Genomic DNA, 16,770 nt, shown 5'->3' on the forward strand with positions numbered 1-16,770 from the left:
GTCACGGCCACCGTCACGGTTACCGCGGTAGCTACCTTCACGACGACCACCCTCGCGGCGATCGAAGTCGCGGAAACCGCCCTCACGACGGCCACCACCGAAGCTGCGGCCACCGCCGCCACCCTTGGGACCGTTGTCCTTGCGGATGTTGATGAACTCGCCAGCGATCTTGGTGTCGCGCAGGCGATCGAAGAAGTCGCGGGGCAGGTCCTCGGGCAGGCCAACAATGGTGAAGTGCTGGCGAATGTCGATGGAGCCAATCTGGGAGCCCTTAATGCCACCCTCGTTAGCCAGCGCACCCACGATAGCGCCTGCAGTCACACGGGAGGAACGGCCAACGTTCAGCTTGTAGTTGACCATGCCCTCGTCGTTGTGCGCGCGCTTAGCCTTGCGGCCGCCGCGGTCCGAATCGTCGTCGGAGAAGGGGCGGGAGTTGCGCGCGATGTCCTCTTCCTCATCCAGGAAGAACGGGCGACCCTGCTGGGCGATAACAGCCAGTGCAGCCGCAATGTCCTCAGCGGTGGTGTCGTGCTCGTTCTCGTAGTCCTCGATAATCTGGCGGAAGAAGCTCAGGTCCTCAGACTCGATGGTCTCGGTAATCTGCTGTGCGAAGCGCTGCTTACGGGTCTCGTTCACTGCCTCTGCGGTGGGCATGTGCATCGGCTCGACCTTCTGGCGGGTTGCCTTCTCGATTTGACGCAGCATGTACTTCTCACGCGGGGTGACGAAGAGGATTGCGGCACCTTCGCGACCTGCACGGCCGGTACGACCGATGCGGTGCACGTAGGACTCGGTGTCGTGGGGGATGTCGTAGTTAACAACCAGGGAGATGCGCTCAACGTCCAGGCCGCGTGCCGCCACGTCGGTTGCCACGAGGATGTCGATGCGACCGTCACGCAGGGCGTCAACGGTGCGCTCACGCAGCTGCTGGGGGATGTCACCGTTAATCGCTGCTGCCGCGAAACCGCGTGCCTTCAGCTTGTCGGCGACTTCCTCGGTTTCCTTCTTGGTGCGCACGAAGACAATGATGCCGTCATAGTTTTCGACCTCGAGCACGCGGGTCATTGCGTCCAGCTTGTGGGAGTGCATGACCTGCATGTAGCGCTGAGTAATGTTTGCGCTGGTGGTGGTCTTAGCCTTGACGCGAACCTCGCGGGGGTCGTTCAGGTACTGCTGAGCGATCTTGCGGATCGAGTTGGGCATGGTTGCGGAGAAGAGCGCGACCTGCTTGGTGTCGGGGGTGCCTTCGAGGATCTTTTCCACGTCTTCGGCGAAGCCCATGCGCAGCATTTCGTCTGCTTCATCCAGCACCAGGTACTGCAGGTTGGACAGGTCCAGGGAGCCCTTTTCCAGGTGGTCAATCACGCGGCCGGGGGTACCGACGACGACCTGCGCACCGCGGCGCAGACCAGCCAGCTGCGGGCCGTAGGGGGAGCCACCGTAGATGGGCAGGACGGTGAAGTCCTCCATGTGGGTTGCGTAGGAGGAGAAGGCTTCTGCAACCTGCAGAGCCAGCTCGCGGGTGGGTGCCAGGACCAGAACCTGGGTGTCGCGGGAGATGCCGTTGACGTCAGCAAGTTCAGCCATGCGGGACAGTGCCGGCAGCGCGAATGCTGCAGTCTTACCGGTACCGGTCTGTGCCAGACCGACCACATCGTGGCCTTCGAGCAGCAGCGGGATGGTCTGTTCCTGGATGGGGGACGGCTTCTCGTAGCCTACCTCTTCCAGAGCTGCCAGGACGCGAGCGTCCAGGCCCAGGTCGGTGAAGCGTACGCCTTCTTCTTCAGCCTTGTCGGCGGTTTCTTCTGCGGGGGTTTCTACAGTAGCTTCTGCGGTGGTTTCTTCTGCTTCTACAGCAGGGCTCTCAACGGTGTTCTCGGTGATGTTCTCAGTGGTCACAACGGTCTCTGCCTCGGCGTTCAGTTCGGCCGGGGTAGCAGTATTCTCAGTCAATTTTTCCTCTATACGGTAGGGGTGGAAGCGCACGCTTTTCGGCGCTTACCGGGTGTCCCCTTCACGGCCCAGCCACACATCATCCCCTGGGGAGTAGAACGTCCAGGGGTCCTCCGTTACCGGCGCATTCTGCAGAGGTGTTCTGCGGATGCTGCGGGTAGCGGCTTTTGCTGGGGGTGGTCTTGAATTTCTCGGCACATTATCCGCACGCTTGTTCGTACTCTACGCTCAACGCACAGTAGTTCCTGTGAATCAGGGTGTACAGGGTGGGTAATGCTCACATGCAATGTCACGTATTCCTGGTGGTTCGCCTTCCCGCTTACACGGCGGTGGTGTGTCTGTTACAGCAGACGCAGCAAAGACGCTGGACCAGAGATCGTTAAGAGAAGCCCTCGTGTACGGTGTAAACCGCAAATTTATGGGGCGTATCAATCGGTGATGGTGAGTACGGCGCACCTACAATTCCAGCACCACCTTGGGTGCCGGGTGCGCACAAGACCTTCATCGGGGGTTCCCGTGTTCTACCTAGTCTACCTTAGCGGCGTCCATTTAACCCCAAAAGGTGCTTAAAACCTCATCTCTTAACGGCGAGCGCCCACCCTCACAGCCGGAGGGCGGGCGCTTTTCAGGCACGCATCATGCCTATGCAGTCCTGGGATTAATCCACGCGACGCACAATATCAATCGTGCCGACAGTCGCATACTTAGCGTAGGAGCTGCCGTAGCGGTCAGCCGCATACTGTGCGGCGTTGGTCGGCGGGTTGCCGCCCCAGGAGTTGCTCATGCGGTCGATGACCACGTAGTCGGGCGCTGGCTTACCGGTGTGTCCAATCCAGTAGACGGTACGACCGGGAATCAGCTGGGTCAGAATCGACAGGTCAGATGCGACCGATACCCCTTCAGGTACCTTCTGGACGGCGTCCCGCTTCATCTGGTCAGTCGTAGTCAGCGCGGAGGCGGTGAACTGCGCATTACCCAGGGACGCGAGGGGCTGCTGGGATCCGGGCACGAAAATCGGGGACGCGGCTAGGAAGAGCGCCACGGCAGGCAGAACCCACACGGGCATGCGGCGCGCCGTGGCGGTCAGGCGGCCGGGCTCGGTATTGGTCTGAGGTTCCTGCGCGGAGGCGCTATCGGCTGCGCGCGCGCCCAAACGCGCCGGAATCGCAGCGGGAACCACTCCGTAGCGTATCCGCATGACAGCGTCGAGCAGGGCGAAGAAGACGACGGGCATGAGCACGAGCGAGTAGTGCCAGGTGCTTGCCCAGTAGGATTCCATGGTGGAGAGTAGACGCCAGGCAAGGGTCGGCAGGGCAATTGCCGCGAGCGGAGAAATCACCCAGAGGACTGCTCCGGTAATGAGCAGCAGGCCGAGGGTTGCCAGCTTGGTGTTGTTGCTGAGCATCTGCAGTGCCGAGCCGAAGGGGTCGCCCAGAGCCGCAGATAAGTTCACCTTGTCGGCATAGTCGAAGTTTCCGCCGCTATTGAAGTAGGGCAGAATCACGTAGATGGCGACGGCGGACCAGAATACGCCCCAAATCATGACCATGGTGGATTCGGCGACGGCGGGGGTGCGCGCCCAGGAGGAGTAGAGCTGATGCACGCGGATTCGCATGGGGGCGGGGGTGCCCGCGGAGAGGCGCGGCATCAGAATGTCTACGGCGGTGCTCAGCCAGCCGGTGCGAATAAAGATAATGAGGCCGATGGCTGCGACGGTGATACCCATATCTTCTTTGACGAAGGCAATGGGCAGGGACCACCAGCAAGCGTAGGCGAGGTAGCGGGCACGTTCGGTGCCACTCACTCGCGAGGCGAGCACCAGGTAACCGAGGCTCATGGCAAGCAGCGGCACGGCGAAGGCTACTTCGTGGAATTGGGCGGCGATAGCCTGCTGAACTCCGAAGCTGAGGGCGAATCCGGCGCCGAGCAGCAGACCGGTGATGGTCGGGATGACACTCTGAAGTTTTGCGGACTGAGCAGTCTGCGCAGGTTCGTTCTTCTGCGCGTCCTCAGTTTTCTGTGCGTCCTCAGTCTTCTGGGCGAGCGCGAAGGCACGCTGAGTGAAGCGCACAATGGCAAAGCTTGCGAAGGCGACCAGGGCGTTCTGCACGACCAGTAGCGTGGTCGGCGAGGGGAACAGCGCGTAGACGGGTCCCAGGAGCACCAGAATCGGGTGGAAGTGGTCACCCCAGAGGTTAAAGTCGGGCCCCTTAATGGGCACGATGGGCACGGAGAAGTGCGAGTACGCCTGAGCCATCTGGGTGAAAATCGCCAGGTCCCAGGAGGGCGTAATCCAGTGCTTCATCTGTTGCAGCGAGTAGTAGGTGTACAACGCCATGACGGCGGCGGCAAGCAGCAGGCCGGGTAGTAGTTCGAGGGGGCGGATGCTTTTGACGCGCTCGGTGAGGGACTGACGCGGCTGTTTCTTGGCGCGCTGAGTACGGCCCGCGCTGGTGTCGGTGCTGTTCTTCTGTTCAGGTGCGTCAGTATTCGAGGATGCTTCGTGTGCTTCCGCTGCCATAGGCGTCCTTCTCTCGGGGTGTGTGTCCGGGCTACAGGCGCCCACAGAACGGGTGGAACGCGTCGCCTTTGTCGTTGCCGGTGGCGGAGTTTGCGTTCGTTCTCACTCTACCCTTTAGGGTATCGCATTAGCGCTGTGCCTGCCCTTCCTGCGCTTTTTGTATCTTGTCCCTCAAATATCTGCCCCGGATGTTGTTGCCCGGTTTGGGCGCATAGACTGGTGTGGTGAGTACGTTTCCTTCCTCAACCCCCGGCGGTGTCACCCCTAACTGTGCGGCCCTTGACAGCCACCCGGTAGCGGGTGCTCGGCGCATCCGGCATCCTTTAGCGGCAGCTGGTGTGCCCTATGCGCCAGCGCTTGCGGATGTTCTTCAGGAGCCTACCGTTCTTCACCAGCCGCGCGTTCAGGTTCGTACTCTCTCCTCCGCCGCTTCGCCCCTTCCGGGTGTCCTGGCTCCTGAGGTGTGCGAGGTTGTGATTGAGCCGCATGTTCCGGTGCAGTTGTCGCAGACGTTGGGGTCGTTGCGCCGCGGTGCTCAGGATCTTTCGTATCGTGCGCTGAGCCGCGCGGATGGTGCCGAGAGAATCTGGTTGACGGCTCGCACGCCGTTTCATGAGTTCCCGGCGGTGCTGTACGCCGAACGATTGGCGCAGCCAGCTAAGCTTCCCGAGACTCTCCCCTCCCTGCATCGCCTGCTGATGCGCCCGGTGCGTATTCGTATCTGGGTTTCTTATAGTGCCGCTGATCAGCAGATGCAGGCGCGAGCCGACCTTCAGGCGCTAGCGCAGGAAATGACGTACTGGCTGGGGTTGCACGACCCCGCCGAACAGTTCGGTGCTCTGTCTTCTTTTGAGTCTCTTCCGCCGCGTGTTCAGCAGGCGTGGCGGCAGAATCCGGGGCTCCGCCTCAGCGCTTCGGGGCAGCTGGACCGGCAGATGCTCAACGCCATTGTGGAGCAGCGCATCACCCAGACCGAAGCGTTCAGGACCTTAGGCTGGGTTCTGCGAAAGTACGGCTCCCCCGCCCCTTCGACCGGGCTGGGGCATCAGCCGGAGGGGATGCGCGTCTACCCAAACGCCCGGACCCTGGCGACGATTCCTACCTGGGATTGGCATCGGGCTGGCGTTGATAAAAGCCGCTACGATGCCGTGTACGCTTACGCTCGTTCCGCAGAGTCTCTAAAAAACATTGCGGCAGAAGGCGACGTCGCACTTCTGGCGCGGAGCCTGCACGCTGTGCGCGGCGTGGGCCCGTGGAGTATTTCCGAGGCCCTGCAGCGTGTGTGCGGGCATCCAGATGCCATCAGCGTGGGCGACTACCATCTGGCGCACGCGGTCGGTGAGCTATTCACCGGTCAACGCACCGATGATGCGGGTATGCTCGCCCTGCTGGTACCCTACAGCCCGCATCGGCAGCGTCTGGTGCGGCTCATGCATGCTTCTGGCTTCTCAAAGCAGAGGTTCGGGGCGCGCATGACCATTGAAGATCACCGCGACCGCTAACACGCATGCACCCTAACGAGGTTAAAAGGGGGCGGGGCGCCCCTGCCGGTTGTGCCGGCGGGTGCGCCCCGTTCAAGCTCTTTTGTGGTGGTGAGCTTACTTCTTCTCTGCAGAGCCCTCTGCTGCTGCGATCTCTGCACGGACCTTGTCCATGTCGAGCTCGCGGATCGAACCGATTACGGTCTCCAGCTGGTCTTCGCGCAGTGCGCCAGCCTGCTGGTATACCAGGATACCGTCACGGAAGCCCATGATGGTGGGGATGGAGGTGATGCCTGCTGCCTGAGCGAGCTGGCCCTGGTCCTCGGTGTCGACCTTGCCGAAAACAATGTCGCTGTGCTTCTCCGAAGCCGCCTCGTAGACGGGGGAGAACTGCTTGCAGGGACCGCACCAATCTGCCCAGAAGTCCAGGAAGACAATATCGTTGCTCTCGACGGTAGCAGTCAGGTTCTGCTGAGTAATTTCATTAGTAGCCATGAGATAAAGCTACACCCTCAAGACCCCAATCGCTAATTGTTCGCTCTGGGATTCAAACATGTGAAAGATATGACAAATTGCGGTCATAGTAAATACTTTTTGCGGCTGTTTCAGCCGGTTTACGGGCGTGTCGCGAATACTCTGGCGAATGTCCCTGTAGCCGAATGATGGAGGCGCCCGACCCGGCGGGCGAAGCCCCGTGGTCGTCCCCTACAGCATCCTGAGGAAAGCACCCAATGCGGGCACCCAGAAAATACGGGCGCAACCATGAAAGACCGTTGCTGTGGAAGACCACTGTGGTGGAAGATTACCGCGGTGGAAAGCAGCTGGGTTGGAAAGCGGCTGCGGAATCCGCTATAAAACTGGTTTTAGATACACAAAAGCCCGGTTACTTTCGTAACCGGGCTATTTGTGGCAGGTGAGGGATTCGAACCCCCGTAGGCAGTGCCAGCTGATTTACAGTCAGCCCCCTTTGGCCGCTCGGGTAACCTGCCGCCTAGCTAGGTGCTAGTTGCTCGCTCAAGCGAACAGAGACTACTCTACAGCAGTTTTAGGGACTTGTACACTTCACATAGGGTTTTGTGACGAAGGTTATATGTCTGGTTGTATTTATCGTCTTTTCGTCACACAAGAGCGTCAGCGCACGCTCACCGCGCGCCCATATCTATCGCAGCGCCCACGCTCTCACCTTATGAATAAAGCCGCGAATAAAGCCACCGCCTACAGCAGTTTTAGAAGGAGCGGGAAGGAGTATCGCCATCCTGCTCAAGCAGAAGCACAATCTCCAGGTGCTCCAGATAGCGGCGCGCCTGCTCCACGGTGCACATGTCACCGGCAATCTCACGCTCCAGGTCACGGCGAACGCCACGGAAACGTGCCACCAGCGAAGGTTCCGTCAGGGTGATACCGATACCGTCAAAGAGAGAAGGCTCAGCATCTTCCTCGTGCAGGTCAAGGTGAATATCGTGGTGGTCAGACTCGCTGAGGCGCTCAGCCTCAGGAATATCTTCGGGCTCAGCGCCCAGAGAGGTATGCAAGTCAATGAAGAGCAGGGTTTGCAGGTCGTGAGCTTCCTCGCTCGTGTGTGCGTCCGTTGCAGACAGGTTATGAATGGTCATATCTCTATTGTCCTCTTTTTAGGTTGGTAACGCCTGTAAAACAGGCCCGTATTTCTGTTAGTTAGCTGTGAACAAGAGCCCCAACCCGGTAGGCTAGTACTAACCGGTGCCAGTAGCACCTCATTCACGAAAGGAAAACCCATGGCTAGCGAATCCTCATTCGACATTGTGTCCAAGGTGGACAAGCAGGAAGTTTCTAACGCACTGCACCAGGCGCAGAAGGAAATCTCCCAGCGTTACGACTTCCGTGGCGTTGGCGCAGAAATCGACTACTCCGGCGACAAGATCCTCATCAAGGCAAACGCCGAAGAGCGCGCACTGGCAGTGCTGGACGTTTTCCAGTCCAAGCTGGTCAAGCGCGGCATCTCCCTGAAGTCCCTGGACTCCGGCAAGCCCTACGCATCCGGCAAGGAAATCCGCATCGAATGCTCCATCAAGGAAGGCATCGCGCAGGATCAGGCAAAGAAGATCTCCAAGATGATCCGCGAAGAGGGCCCCAAGGGCGTAAAGGCGAACATCCAGGGCGACGAGCTGCGCGTCTCCTCCAAGTCCCGCGATGACCTGCAGGAAGTCATTGCAATGCTCAAGTCCGCTGATCTTGAGATTGACCTGCAGTTCGTCAACTACCGCTAAGCTCAGGCGAGGCTCTCACCCTCTATCCCCGCCCAGCGATGGGTGAGGATAGAGGACTAGAAGCCGAAACGTAAAAATCCTCGGGGTGGCTACTTCCACAGTAGCCACCCCGAGGATTTTTTGTCTGCCAACCCGTCATCGCGGGTCACAATCGTCACCCCGGGTCATATTCACGCCCAGAGATGAGGGCGACAAAAAGACTTAGTACTGACCCATCTCACGAGCCTGCTGCTGCAGACGCGCAATACGCTGATCCATCGGCGGGTGAGTAGAGAGCATGCTCTTCAGCGAACCGAAGGGATTCGCAATCATCATGGCGCTCGCCGCCTCAGTGCTACGGTTGTTCGGGTCCATCGGGTACATGGACACGCCGCTCTCCAGCTTGTGCAGTGCCGAAGCCAGAGCCAGCGGGTCGCCGGTCAGACGTGCGCCGTCCTCGTCGGCATCAAATTCACGGGTGCGGCTAATAGCCATCTGGATGACCTGAGTAGCAATGGGAGCCAGCATAGCAACCACGAACATGGCGAGGGGGTTGGAACGTTCACCATCGCGGTTGGATCCACCGAACATCGCGCCAAACGAAAGAATCTGCGCAATCGGACCGATGATGGAGGCGATACCCGCCGCCACCGAAGAGGTGAGGATATCGCGGTTGTACACGTGCATCAGCTCGTGGCCGAGCACGCCGCGCATCTCGCGCTCATCCAGCAACTGCAAAATACCCTCAGTGCAACACACCGCCGCATTCTGCGGGTTACGGCCGGTCGCAAACGCGTTCGGGGTCATAGTCGGTGCCACGTAGAGGGCGGGCATGGGCTGACCCGCGCGGGAGGACAGCTCCTCCACTATGTCGTAAAGTACCGGAACCTCTTCACGGCTGACCGGGTAAGCATTCATGGAACGTAGGGCGAGCTTATCGGAGTTCCAGTAGGTGTACACGACCGAACCCAAGCTAAACAGGCCCATAACCCAGATGAAAATGGAGGTGCGGAAAGTCGCCGAAAGCAGGCCACCGATGAGCAACATCATGCCCACCATGGAGCCCATCAACAGGGCAGTTTTCAGTCCGTTGTTATGGCTGTGCATGGGTATCCTCCTGAACAATTAGGTCAGTGCGTACAGCGTGTACTTGACTCTATAGAATACGTGCAAGCACCCGCGGGCGCACCTTATGGCACGCGGATTCACCCAGAGCGTCACCCATGCGCCGAAAGCTCAAAAGGGATTAGGGAATAGCGCCCGGAATATTCACCAGGGGCACCTGCTCCAGCACCTGCGCCGTAGCAGTGGGGAAAATACCCAGCAGCAGAATCGTGCCGTACGCGCCCAGAAAAAGGATGAAGAGCAGACCGAGCATCAGCTGACCCTCCAGATCAAAACCAGTGGTAGTACTGCGGTACTGGCCGTAAATCACCGGGGTCACGATGGGCACACCGAAGAGCAGAATCATCAGCAGAATGTAGATGGGGTTTGTGAAGTCGTACACCATGACCCTATCCTCCTTGATGGTGATCGCCGGTACGGGTTACTCTAGGTTCTTTGATTGTACGGCATCTCTTCACACCCGAGGCCGGGGCGAGGAGGGGCGCCACAGAGTGGATGAAAGGGACGCTCCACCGGCTTATTATGAATTTTTCATAAAATAATGATGAATTTCTCATAATAACGTGTAGACTTAAACCTATGACCGACGCAAAGACAACCTCCGACACGAAGAAGGCTCAAAGCCCAGACCATCACAACACCGGTTGCGCCCACACCACCGGCCTACCCCTGCTCTCCGCAATGAGCCCCGAACAGCTCGAAGAAGCATGGACCACCGGACTGCGCGCCAGGGGCCGCCGCGTCACCAAGCAGCGCCTCGCCGTACTCCACGCAGTGCAGGAACACCCGCACTCCACCGCCGACACCATCGTGCAGGCAGTCCGCGAGCGCATCCCCGCCATTACGGTTCAGTCGGTCTACGTGATTCTTGCCGACCTGACCGACATCGACCTGCTGCGTAAGTTTGAGCCGCCGGGAACCCCCGCCCTCTACGAAACCCGCACGGGCGACAACCACCACCACGCCTTCTGCGTACGCTGCGGCAAGGTCGAAGACGTGGACTGCGCGGTCGGCTCCGCACCCTGCCTGACCCCCAGCGATTTTCACGGCATGGCACTCTTCAGCGCAGACGTGCTCTACCAGGGCGTATGTGTAGACTGCCAGACCGAGCAGGAGGCGGCACTCGCCCGCACCCAGCAGGAAGCGGCAACGCGCATCCTGGCGGCATAACCCTATAGCCCCGGGAGTCTCGGGCAGGCTCGGTCATGAGCGTTTTAAACCGTTGAGGCGGCGACACAACTCGTGTCGCCGCCTCAACGGTTAAGATATTCGATGCAAGGGCTTAGGCACCCATGCGGGGCTGAGAGCCCACAATCTCCAGCAGCTCGCGGATCTGCGCCGCGGTCAACACCGTGGAGGGGTTAATCGCGTTCACCTTCACGCTCGGGGCGCCAATCTCCAGGGCGTAACGCAGAATATCCAGGGCGTTCGCCGAACGCACCTCAATATGCGGATCCAGTGCCGCAATCTCAATGGGCGAAGTGAACACCAGCAGGCTCTGCGGGTTACCGTTCTCATCCGGGTCAAAGACGAAAGAGGTACCGGACGGGTCAGCCGGGTCAACACCCACCAGCAGCACGGACGCCGGGGACACCAGCGAGCCGAGTAGCATCTGCATGTTGTCCTGGGTCAGCGCCATCTTCGCGCCGTCGTTACGGGGCGAAGTGACAATCCACTGCACCTGAGCGCGCTCAATGTAGCACTCGTGGTCGGTGCCGGGGTCAACCACAATCAGGTCCAGCGCCTCGTTGCCGAGGAAATCGATAAAGACCTTCATCGCCGGTTCACGCAGAATCAACTCGTCGCCCTCGGACTCCTGACGCACGTAGCTCTTACCAATGTGCTCGGAGGAGGAGAACACGCACAACGCCTGCATACCGGTCTCGGGCATGCGAATAACCTGGTGGGTCAGCACCGACTCGGGGCCCATCGGGTCGGTCTCAGACGGAATCAGCAGGGAACCGGTCGCATCGAGCAGAACGTCACCACCGAGCATCGTGCGGACCACGTTAATGAGGGTTCGCTCCTGCACGTCGTTGCGGAAGGTCTCCAGAGCAGCAACCAAGTAGGGGTTCGGAATCTCATGCTCGCTCGAAGACAGTGCCGCGGCGGCGGAGTGGCGGGCACGACCCTCCATACGCTCACGAGCCCACTGCGGGATACGCGACGCATCGCGAGGGAACTCAGCCAGGTGCTCACGCACGTCGGTTGCGGTCAGGGTGCCCTCATTCTTCCAGCTAGCGGGCTCGTCGTCACGGTTGTAGGAGGCACCCACGCTGAACTGCGGGTTGGGCCAGCCGGTAGCCGCAACCACGATGGAGGCGGTAAACCAGGTGCCGCGGTTACCGTCGTAGGCGGCGCGCTGTAGCTTACGGACCTCAGCAATAATGGGCGAGCCGTCCTTGAGCGGGCCGATGGTGCCAATGAACTCTTCGCCGTCGCGGAATTCACGCACACGCACGAAAATCTGACCTGCCAGAGGCTTGACGTCCAGCACCATTTCGCTCCAGCCGGAGTCAACACTAACGACATCCAGCAGCCAGCTTCCAATGTTGTTCAGCGCATCCTGGATGCGCGCGGCGCGGCTACTCGTCTCGGCAAGGCGGGGTTCAGTCATAGTTCATACATCCTTGAGTGTGAATACGGCGCGGCTGGAGGCATCCGTGTTCGGTCGTAGTGTCGGCTTACAGGGTGCCGGAAGAAGCCGTCCCTTCGATTCTAACGAACACAGGCACTCAACGCAGATAGTTTACGCCGAAAGATATATGCTCTACCTCTCCCTCAGAGCTCTTGGATACGGCTCAAACAGGCGCCTTAGAGCCCAATACGCCTAAAGCACACACTAAAACCGGGGATACACGGCATAGTGAACGCTAAAAGGTTGATAATCTTGAAGCATGACGAATTCTCTGCAGGACCTTATCGACGCATCGATCTTTATCTCCACCGAGTACCAGGCTCGACTCGCCGAGCTCGTGGGTACCTCCGAGTGGAACGTGGATTTCACCTCCCAGTCTCTGGACTTTGAGACCACTCCCCCGCTCTCGCTCAAGCCGCATCTGCTGGGCACTGAATCTGAGAACCGCGGTACTTGGATTTGGTCTTGGCAGCAGCTGGGCTACTTCCCCGACTCCGTTGTTTCTGCCGCTATTCAGGCGCGTGAAACCGGTGAGCGTGACGGTCTGGTTGAGCTGACCACCGACGAGCTGCCCCTCTCCGAGTCTCTGGCACGCCGCCTGACCCTGGCGACCAAAACCATCAGTGGCCTGTACGCACACTACCCGCTACCCGCGGGCGCTGGCGTGCGCGCATGGACCCTGCTGGAGGGTGCTGAGCTGACCCTCGAGGCACCGACCTACAAGGGTATTGGCCGCGTCATTGCTAAGACCCTGCAGAGCGAAGAGGTACACAACCAGGTTCTGGCGGTGGACTCCTACGCTCAGCAGCGTGGCTTCCACATTGCTTGGGACACCGAGGCAACCGCCGTTCTGACCGCAACCGACGGTGCCCTGCGCCTGTGGTTCGACGAGGGCCGTATCAGCGGCATCGAGCAGGCTGAACCTCAGGTTGGCCCCGAGGTACTGGAGCAGTGCGCAGCCGCTGCCGCACAGCGTCGCGAATCCCTCGCGGCACTGCGCGCCGAGATTGAGCGCGTGGCAGCCGCTGAAGCAGCCGCTCAGAACGCACAGCGCGAGCAGGAGGCGGCAGAACGCGCCGCTGCACGTGCCGAGGCTGAGGCTGAGCGCGCCGCAGAAATTGCCGAGCACGCACCGGTCGCAGAGACCGAGGTTGCCGGCGTTGAGAGCACCGAGAACCTCTACCCTGCCGACGAGGCTCCCTTCGATCAGGAGCCGGCAGAGCACGCAGAGCCCGGCCTGGTCACCGTGGAGACCCTGCCCGGCGAGTACGAGGCAGAAGAGACCGAGCAGGCTCGCGTCTACACCGACGAATCCATCGGTGCCGAGCAGCCCGAGCACGAGACCGTTGAGGCTTCCGCAGAGTACGCTGAGGAGCCGGTCGCCGTTGAGACTGCAGCTGAGCAGTCCGCAGAGGCTGAGCAGGATGCAGCAGAATACGAAGAGCAGCACGTGGAGCCCATCCGCAACGCTGGCGCAGCTCCCGACCTGCAGGCAGAGCACGAAGAGGCAGCCCGCCGCGAGCAGGAAGAAACTGCACGCCGCGAGGCAGAGCAGCCCAAAAAGAAGGGCTTCTTCTCCCGCTTCTTCGGCCTCTAAACCGAATACGCAATATTCCTCAGGCGCGGTATCCTCGTGGTACCGCGCCTGTGGCGTGTCCCCAGCGGGTAGAGTAGCCTCAACGCACATCAATGCCCCCGCTGGCGCATCCCAAGGACTAGCATTAGAAGAACGTAACCGAAGAACTTAACTCAGAAGAAGAGACCATGTCAGAAACTCAGAAGCACACCACCCGCAACGGGTTCATCGCCATCATCGGCACCTACATTATTTGGGGTCTGCTCCCCCTGTATTTTGTATTGATGGCACCTGCAGGCCCTATTGAGATTGTCGTGGCGCGCGTGGTCTTCTCCCTCATCTTCTGCGCCCTGCTGCTGCCGATTTTAAGGGTAACTGCAGACTTCCGCCGCGCGCTGCGGGACCGCCGCATCATGCTGGTGCTGACGGCAGCATCATTCCTCATCTGCGCAAACTGGCTCATCTACGTGATGGCGACGACCAGCGGCCACACCATTGACGTATCCCTGGGCTATTTCATTAACCCGCTGGTCTCCGTGGTGCTGGGCGTGATTTTCCTGCAGGAGCGCCTGCGCACCGCGCAGTGGGTATCCGTCGCAATTTCATGTATCGCGGTGCTGATGATGAGCCTCATCTACGGTCAGGTGCCCTGGACGGGTCTGGGCCTGGCGTTCTCCTTCGGCATCTACGGCCTGCTCAAGGCACGCGTAGCCCACGACGTGAGCCCCATCGTTTCACTCTCTCTCGAAACTCTGATTCTGGCGCCCTTCGGCATTGCCACCCTCTTTGTGCTCAATGCTCAGGGACAAATGACCCTCTTCAGCGAAGGTGCCGGGCACTTCTGGCTTCTCGCATCCACCGGCGTGGTTACCGTTGTTCCGCTGATGCTCTTTGCGGCGGCTACCAAGGCTCTACCGCTATCAGTCATTGGCATGGTGCAGTACCTGGGCCCGACCATCCAGTTTGTTCTGGCGCTGACCGTTCTGCACGAGCAGATGAGCGCCGATAAGGTGCTGGGTCTGAGCCTCATCTGGGTCGCTCTCATCATCTTCACCGTGGATGCGTTGCGTGCCTCCCGCGCCTACCGCGCCTCCGCTCTGTCCGACCCGGAAACCGGTATGATCCCGCTCGTGCAGGCTGAAGACGTACAGAGCAAGTAGCTCTCACCAAATCCGCATAAAGCACAGTCCCGCACAAAACACAGTGATGCCCCGCAGGCTAACGCCTGCGGGGCATCACTTTATATCGCGTTCACACTCTAAAGCTCAGAATCCTGAGCTTCAGCAGCAGCATCGAGAGCATCCAAATCCGGATGACGGTGCAGGTTCAGCAGAGCCAAACCCAGGCCACCCCAAATGATCAGGATTGCCACAATGAGCATCACAATTGCGGAGAAAGACATGAGGGCTCCTAACGGGTAATGGTCGAATCAACGTGGCCGTGCTCCACCTGACCGGCAATCACCGGAGGCGCCGGAGGCTCTTCAGCCGCACGAGACTTCTTCGACCAGGGCAAGAGAGAAACAACAATTGCGCCAACCAGCAGGAGTGCGCTCATACCCCAACCGAAAATAGCCAGCATATCTGCCGGGTAACCCTCATAGGGGGTTACCACAAGCTTAATAACGCTCTGAATCAGGGAGTAGCCCAGAACCAGCGGGGTCACGACAGCCAGCAGAATCATCCAGATCTTGCCAGCCTTGATGGAGGAGTAGCGGTTCAGGTGCTCAGCCAGAGCCGGCAGTGCACGCACCACGTAGGAGACCACGATGATAGCGCACAGGCCAGCAGCCAGAATACCGAAGAGGTTCACGAAGTTATCGAGAATATCCAGCACGTACAGACCGGTGGTAGTCGGCATCAGCAACAGCGAAATCAGAGCCATCGGAACAATCACCAGAATGGTAGATGCCAGACGGGACGTCGCGAACTTATCCTGAATACCAGCGATAATCACCTCAAGAATCGAAATGAGGGAGGTGAAACCAGCAAAGAGCAGGGAGCCAAAGAAGAGGATACCGATCAGCACGCCGCCGGGAGCCTGAGAAATAATGGTCGGGAACGCAATGAACGCCAGGCCAATACCGCTGGTTGCAACCTCGCTCACCTGGGTGCCAGCAGCCTGAGCCATAAAGCCCAGAGCAGCGAACACACCGATACCCGCCAGAAGCTCAAAACCGGAGTTCGCGAAACCAACCACAGCACCGGAACCGGTCAGGTCAGTCTTAGGCTTCAGGTAGGAGGAGTAGGTAATCATAATACCGAAGCCAATGGACAGGGAGTAGAAAATCTGACCGTAGGCAGCAACCCACACATCCGGGTTAGCCAGGGAGTCCCAGCTGGGGGTGAACAGAGCATTCAGACCATCGGCCGCACCGGGCAGGGTCAGCGAGTAAATCACCAGACCAACAAACATGACCAGCAGCAGCGGGATAAAGATGATATTGGCTGCACCCACACCCTTCTGAACGCCCAGAGCCATCACAGCAAGCAGGACGCCCCACACGAGAACCATGGGGATCAGGACGTTCATGTTGAAGTCCAGGGAGACACCGGGGGTTTCTGCGACCTTCAGGAACTCGCCATTGAAGAACGCCTTCGGGTTATCGCCCCACTCATTGGTGAAGGAGAAAACCATGTAACGCAGCGACCACGCCACAATAGCGGCATAGTAGATAGCGATGACGAAGTTAATACCCATGTGCCACCAGCCGATGAACTCGGTCTTACGGTTCAGACGGCGGAAAGCAAGCGGGGACGACGCACGCGCACGGTGACCGATAGCGTAGTCAAAGAAAAGGAAGGTCAGACCGGCGGTCAGCAGGGCGACAATATAGGGAATCATGAAGGCGCCGCCGCCGTTATCAAATGCGATGTAGGGGAAACGCCAAATATTGCCCAGACCAACAGCAGAACCGATGGCGGCAAAGATAAAGACGCGACGGCTAGAGAAGCCTTCGCGCTTCGTGGGCGCCTTAGGGGTAGATGCTCCCATAGTTGTAAACCTCGAATGTGTGGGGACGCGGATGGTTGGTGCGAGAATAACCCGTCGGGGTGGTTGGGCTCTGCTCGCGTCCAGAAATAGTAAACGGCTCTCCAACACGGGGTTGGGCATGGGAGCCGTCAAACGTCTGAAGGGTGGATGTGCGCCTCAGGCATGCCTATAAGGATTACCTTAAAGGCATATAGCGGTCAAGGAGACCCCAGCATGCGGAAGCTTTCGGAGGGTAAGAGGAGCCCCAAAGCACCCCT

General features: G+C 59.5%; 14 protein-coding genes and 1 tRNA gene. 5 read left to right on the top strand and 10 right to left on the bottom strand.

Annotation, left to right across the window (positions count from 1 at the left end; translation table 11 throughout):
- Positions 1-1,953 (bottom strand): DEAD/DEAH box helicase (locus tag HMPREF2749_RS06160; RefSeq protein ID WP_070593745.1); only part of this gene is annotated, 1,953 nt, incomplete at its 3' end.
- A 658-nt stretch (positions 1,954-2,611) separates the two neighbouring features.
- Positions 2,612-4,474: a DUF2079 domain-containing protein gene (locus HMPREF2749_RS06165; RefSeq protein WP_070593747.1), complete on the bottom strand. Its 1,863-nt coding sequence runs from the start codon at positions 4,472-4,474 to the stop codon at positions 2,612-2,614.
- Positions 4,475-4,812: 338 nt separating this feature from the next.
- On the opposite strand from HMPREF2749_RS06165, the gene HMPREF2749_RS06170 reads away from it, so the two are divergent.
- A complete protein-coding gene (locus tag HMPREF2749_RS06170; protein ID WP_246823508.1) occupies positions 4,813-5,976 on the top strand; it encodes a DNA-3-methyladenine glycosylase family protein in 1,164 nt (387 codons plus the stop codon).
- 96 nt (positions 5,977-6,072) lie between these two features.
- Here HMPREF2749_RS06170 and trxA read toward each other — a convergent pair whose 3' ends face one another.
- The 3 genes from trxA to HMPREF2749_RS06185 form a co-directional block, all read right to left on the bottom strand.
- Positions 6,073-6,450, bottom strand: a complete 378-nt coding sequence (gene trxA / locus HMPREF2749_RS06175; protein ID WP_012902990.1) for a thioredoxin — start codon at positions 6,448-6,450, stop codon at positions 6,073-6,075.
- A 412-nt stretch (positions 6,451-6,862) separates the two neighbouring features.
- A tRNA-Tyr gene (locus HMPREF2749_RS06180) sits at positions 6,863-6,944 on the bottom strand.
- A gap of 237 nt (positions 6,945-7,181) precedes the next feature.
- Positions 7,182-7,568 (bottom strand): hypothetical protein, encoded by a 387-nt coding sequence (locus HMPREF2749_RS06185; RefSeq protein ID WP_049341066.1) that lies wholly within the window; start codon positions 7,566-7,568, stop codon positions 7,182-7,184.
- A gap of 141 nt (positions 7,569-7,709) precedes the next feature.
- On the opposite strand from HMPREF2749_RS06185, the gene HMPREF2749_RS06190 reads away from it, so the two are divergent.
- Complete coding sequence (locus tag HMPREF2749_RS06190) at positions 7,710-8,201, top strand: YajQ family cyclic di-GMP-binding protein (RefSeq protein WP_049341065.1); 492 nt, start codon at positions 7,710-7,712, stop codon at positions 8,199-8,201.
- Between the two features lie 201 nt (positions 8,202-8,402).
- Here HMPREF2749_RS06190 and htpX read toward each other — a convergent pair whose 3' ends face one another.
- Together htpX and HMPREF2749_RS06200 are read right to left on the bottom strand one after the other, a co-directional pair.
- Positions 8,403-9,287: a zinc metalloprotease HtpX gene (gene htpX, locus HMPREF2749_RS06195; protein ID WP_070593751.1), complete on the bottom strand. Its 885-nt coding sequence runs from the start codon at positions 9,285-9,287 to the stop codon at positions 8,403-8,405.
- Positions 9,288-9,426: 139 nt separating this feature from the next.
- A complete protein-coding gene (locus tag HMPREF2749_RS06200) occupies positions 9,427-9,690 on the bottom strand; it encodes a hypothetical protein (protein WP_005504804.1) in 264 nt (87 codons plus the stop codon).
- A 194-nt stretch (positions 9,691-9,884) separates the two neighbouring features.
- Here HMPREF2749_RS06200 and HMPREF2749_RS06205 point away from each other — a divergent pair, with 194 nt between their 5' ends.
- Positions 9,885-10,475: a Fur family transcriptional regulator gene (locus HMPREF2749_RS06205; protein WP_005504803.1), complete on the top strand. Its 591-nt coding sequence runs from the start codon at positions 9,885-9,887 to the stop codon at positions 10,473-10,475.
- Positions 10,476-10,587: 112 nt separating this feature from the next.
- Here HMPREF2749_RS06205 and HMPREF2749_RS06210 read toward each other — a convergent pair whose 3' ends face one another.
- On the bottom strand, positions 10,588-11,922 hold the full coding sequence (locus tag HMPREF2749_RS06210; RefSeq protein WP_070593753.1) for an SseB family protein: 1,335 nt from the start codon (positions 11,920-11,922) through the stop codon (positions 10,588-10,590).
- A 280-nt stretch (positions 11,923-12,202) separates the two neighbouring features.
- Between HMPREF2749_RS06210 and HMPREF2749_RS06215 the strand changes: the two genes are divergently transcribed.
- Positions 12,203-13,540, top strand: coding sequence for a DUF6882 domain-containing protein (locus HMPREF2749_RS06215; protein WP_070593755.1), 1,338 nt, complete (start codon positions 12,203-12,205; stop codon positions 13,538-13,540).
- A gap of 167 nt (positions 13,541-13,707) precedes the next feature.
- A complete protein-coding gene (rarD, locus tag HMPREF2749_RS06220) occupies positions 13,708-14,679 on the top strand; it encodes an EamA family transporter RarD (RefSeq protein WP_070593757.1) in 972 nt (323 codons plus the stop codon).
- A 98-nt stretch (positions 14,680-14,777) separates the two neighbouring features.
- Here rarD and HMPREF2749_RS09125 read toward each other — a convergent pair whose 3' ends face one another.
- Both HMPREF2749_RS09125 and HMPREF2749_RS06225 read right to left on the bottom strand, forming a co-directional pair.
- Complete coding sequence (locus HMPREF2749_RS09125) at positions 14,778-14,921, bottom strand: methionine/alanine import family NSS transporter small subunit (RefSeq protein WP_012902977.1); 144 nt, start codon at positions 14,919-14,921, stop codon at positions 14,778-14,780.
- A gap of 8 nt (positions 14,922-14,929) precedes the next feature.
- Positions 14,930-16,513 (bottom strand): sodium-dependent transporter, encoded by a 1,584-nt coding sequence (locus tag HMPREF2749_RS06225; protein WP_070507021.1) that lies wholly within the window; start codon positions 16,511-16,513, stop codon positions 14,930-14,932.
- Positions 16,514-16,770 lie beyond the last annotated feature (257 nt).

The organism is Rothia sp. HMSC075F09 (genome assembly GCF_001810515.1).
GTDB lineage: Bacteria > Actinomycetota > Actinomycetes > Actinomycetales > Micrococcaceae > Rothia.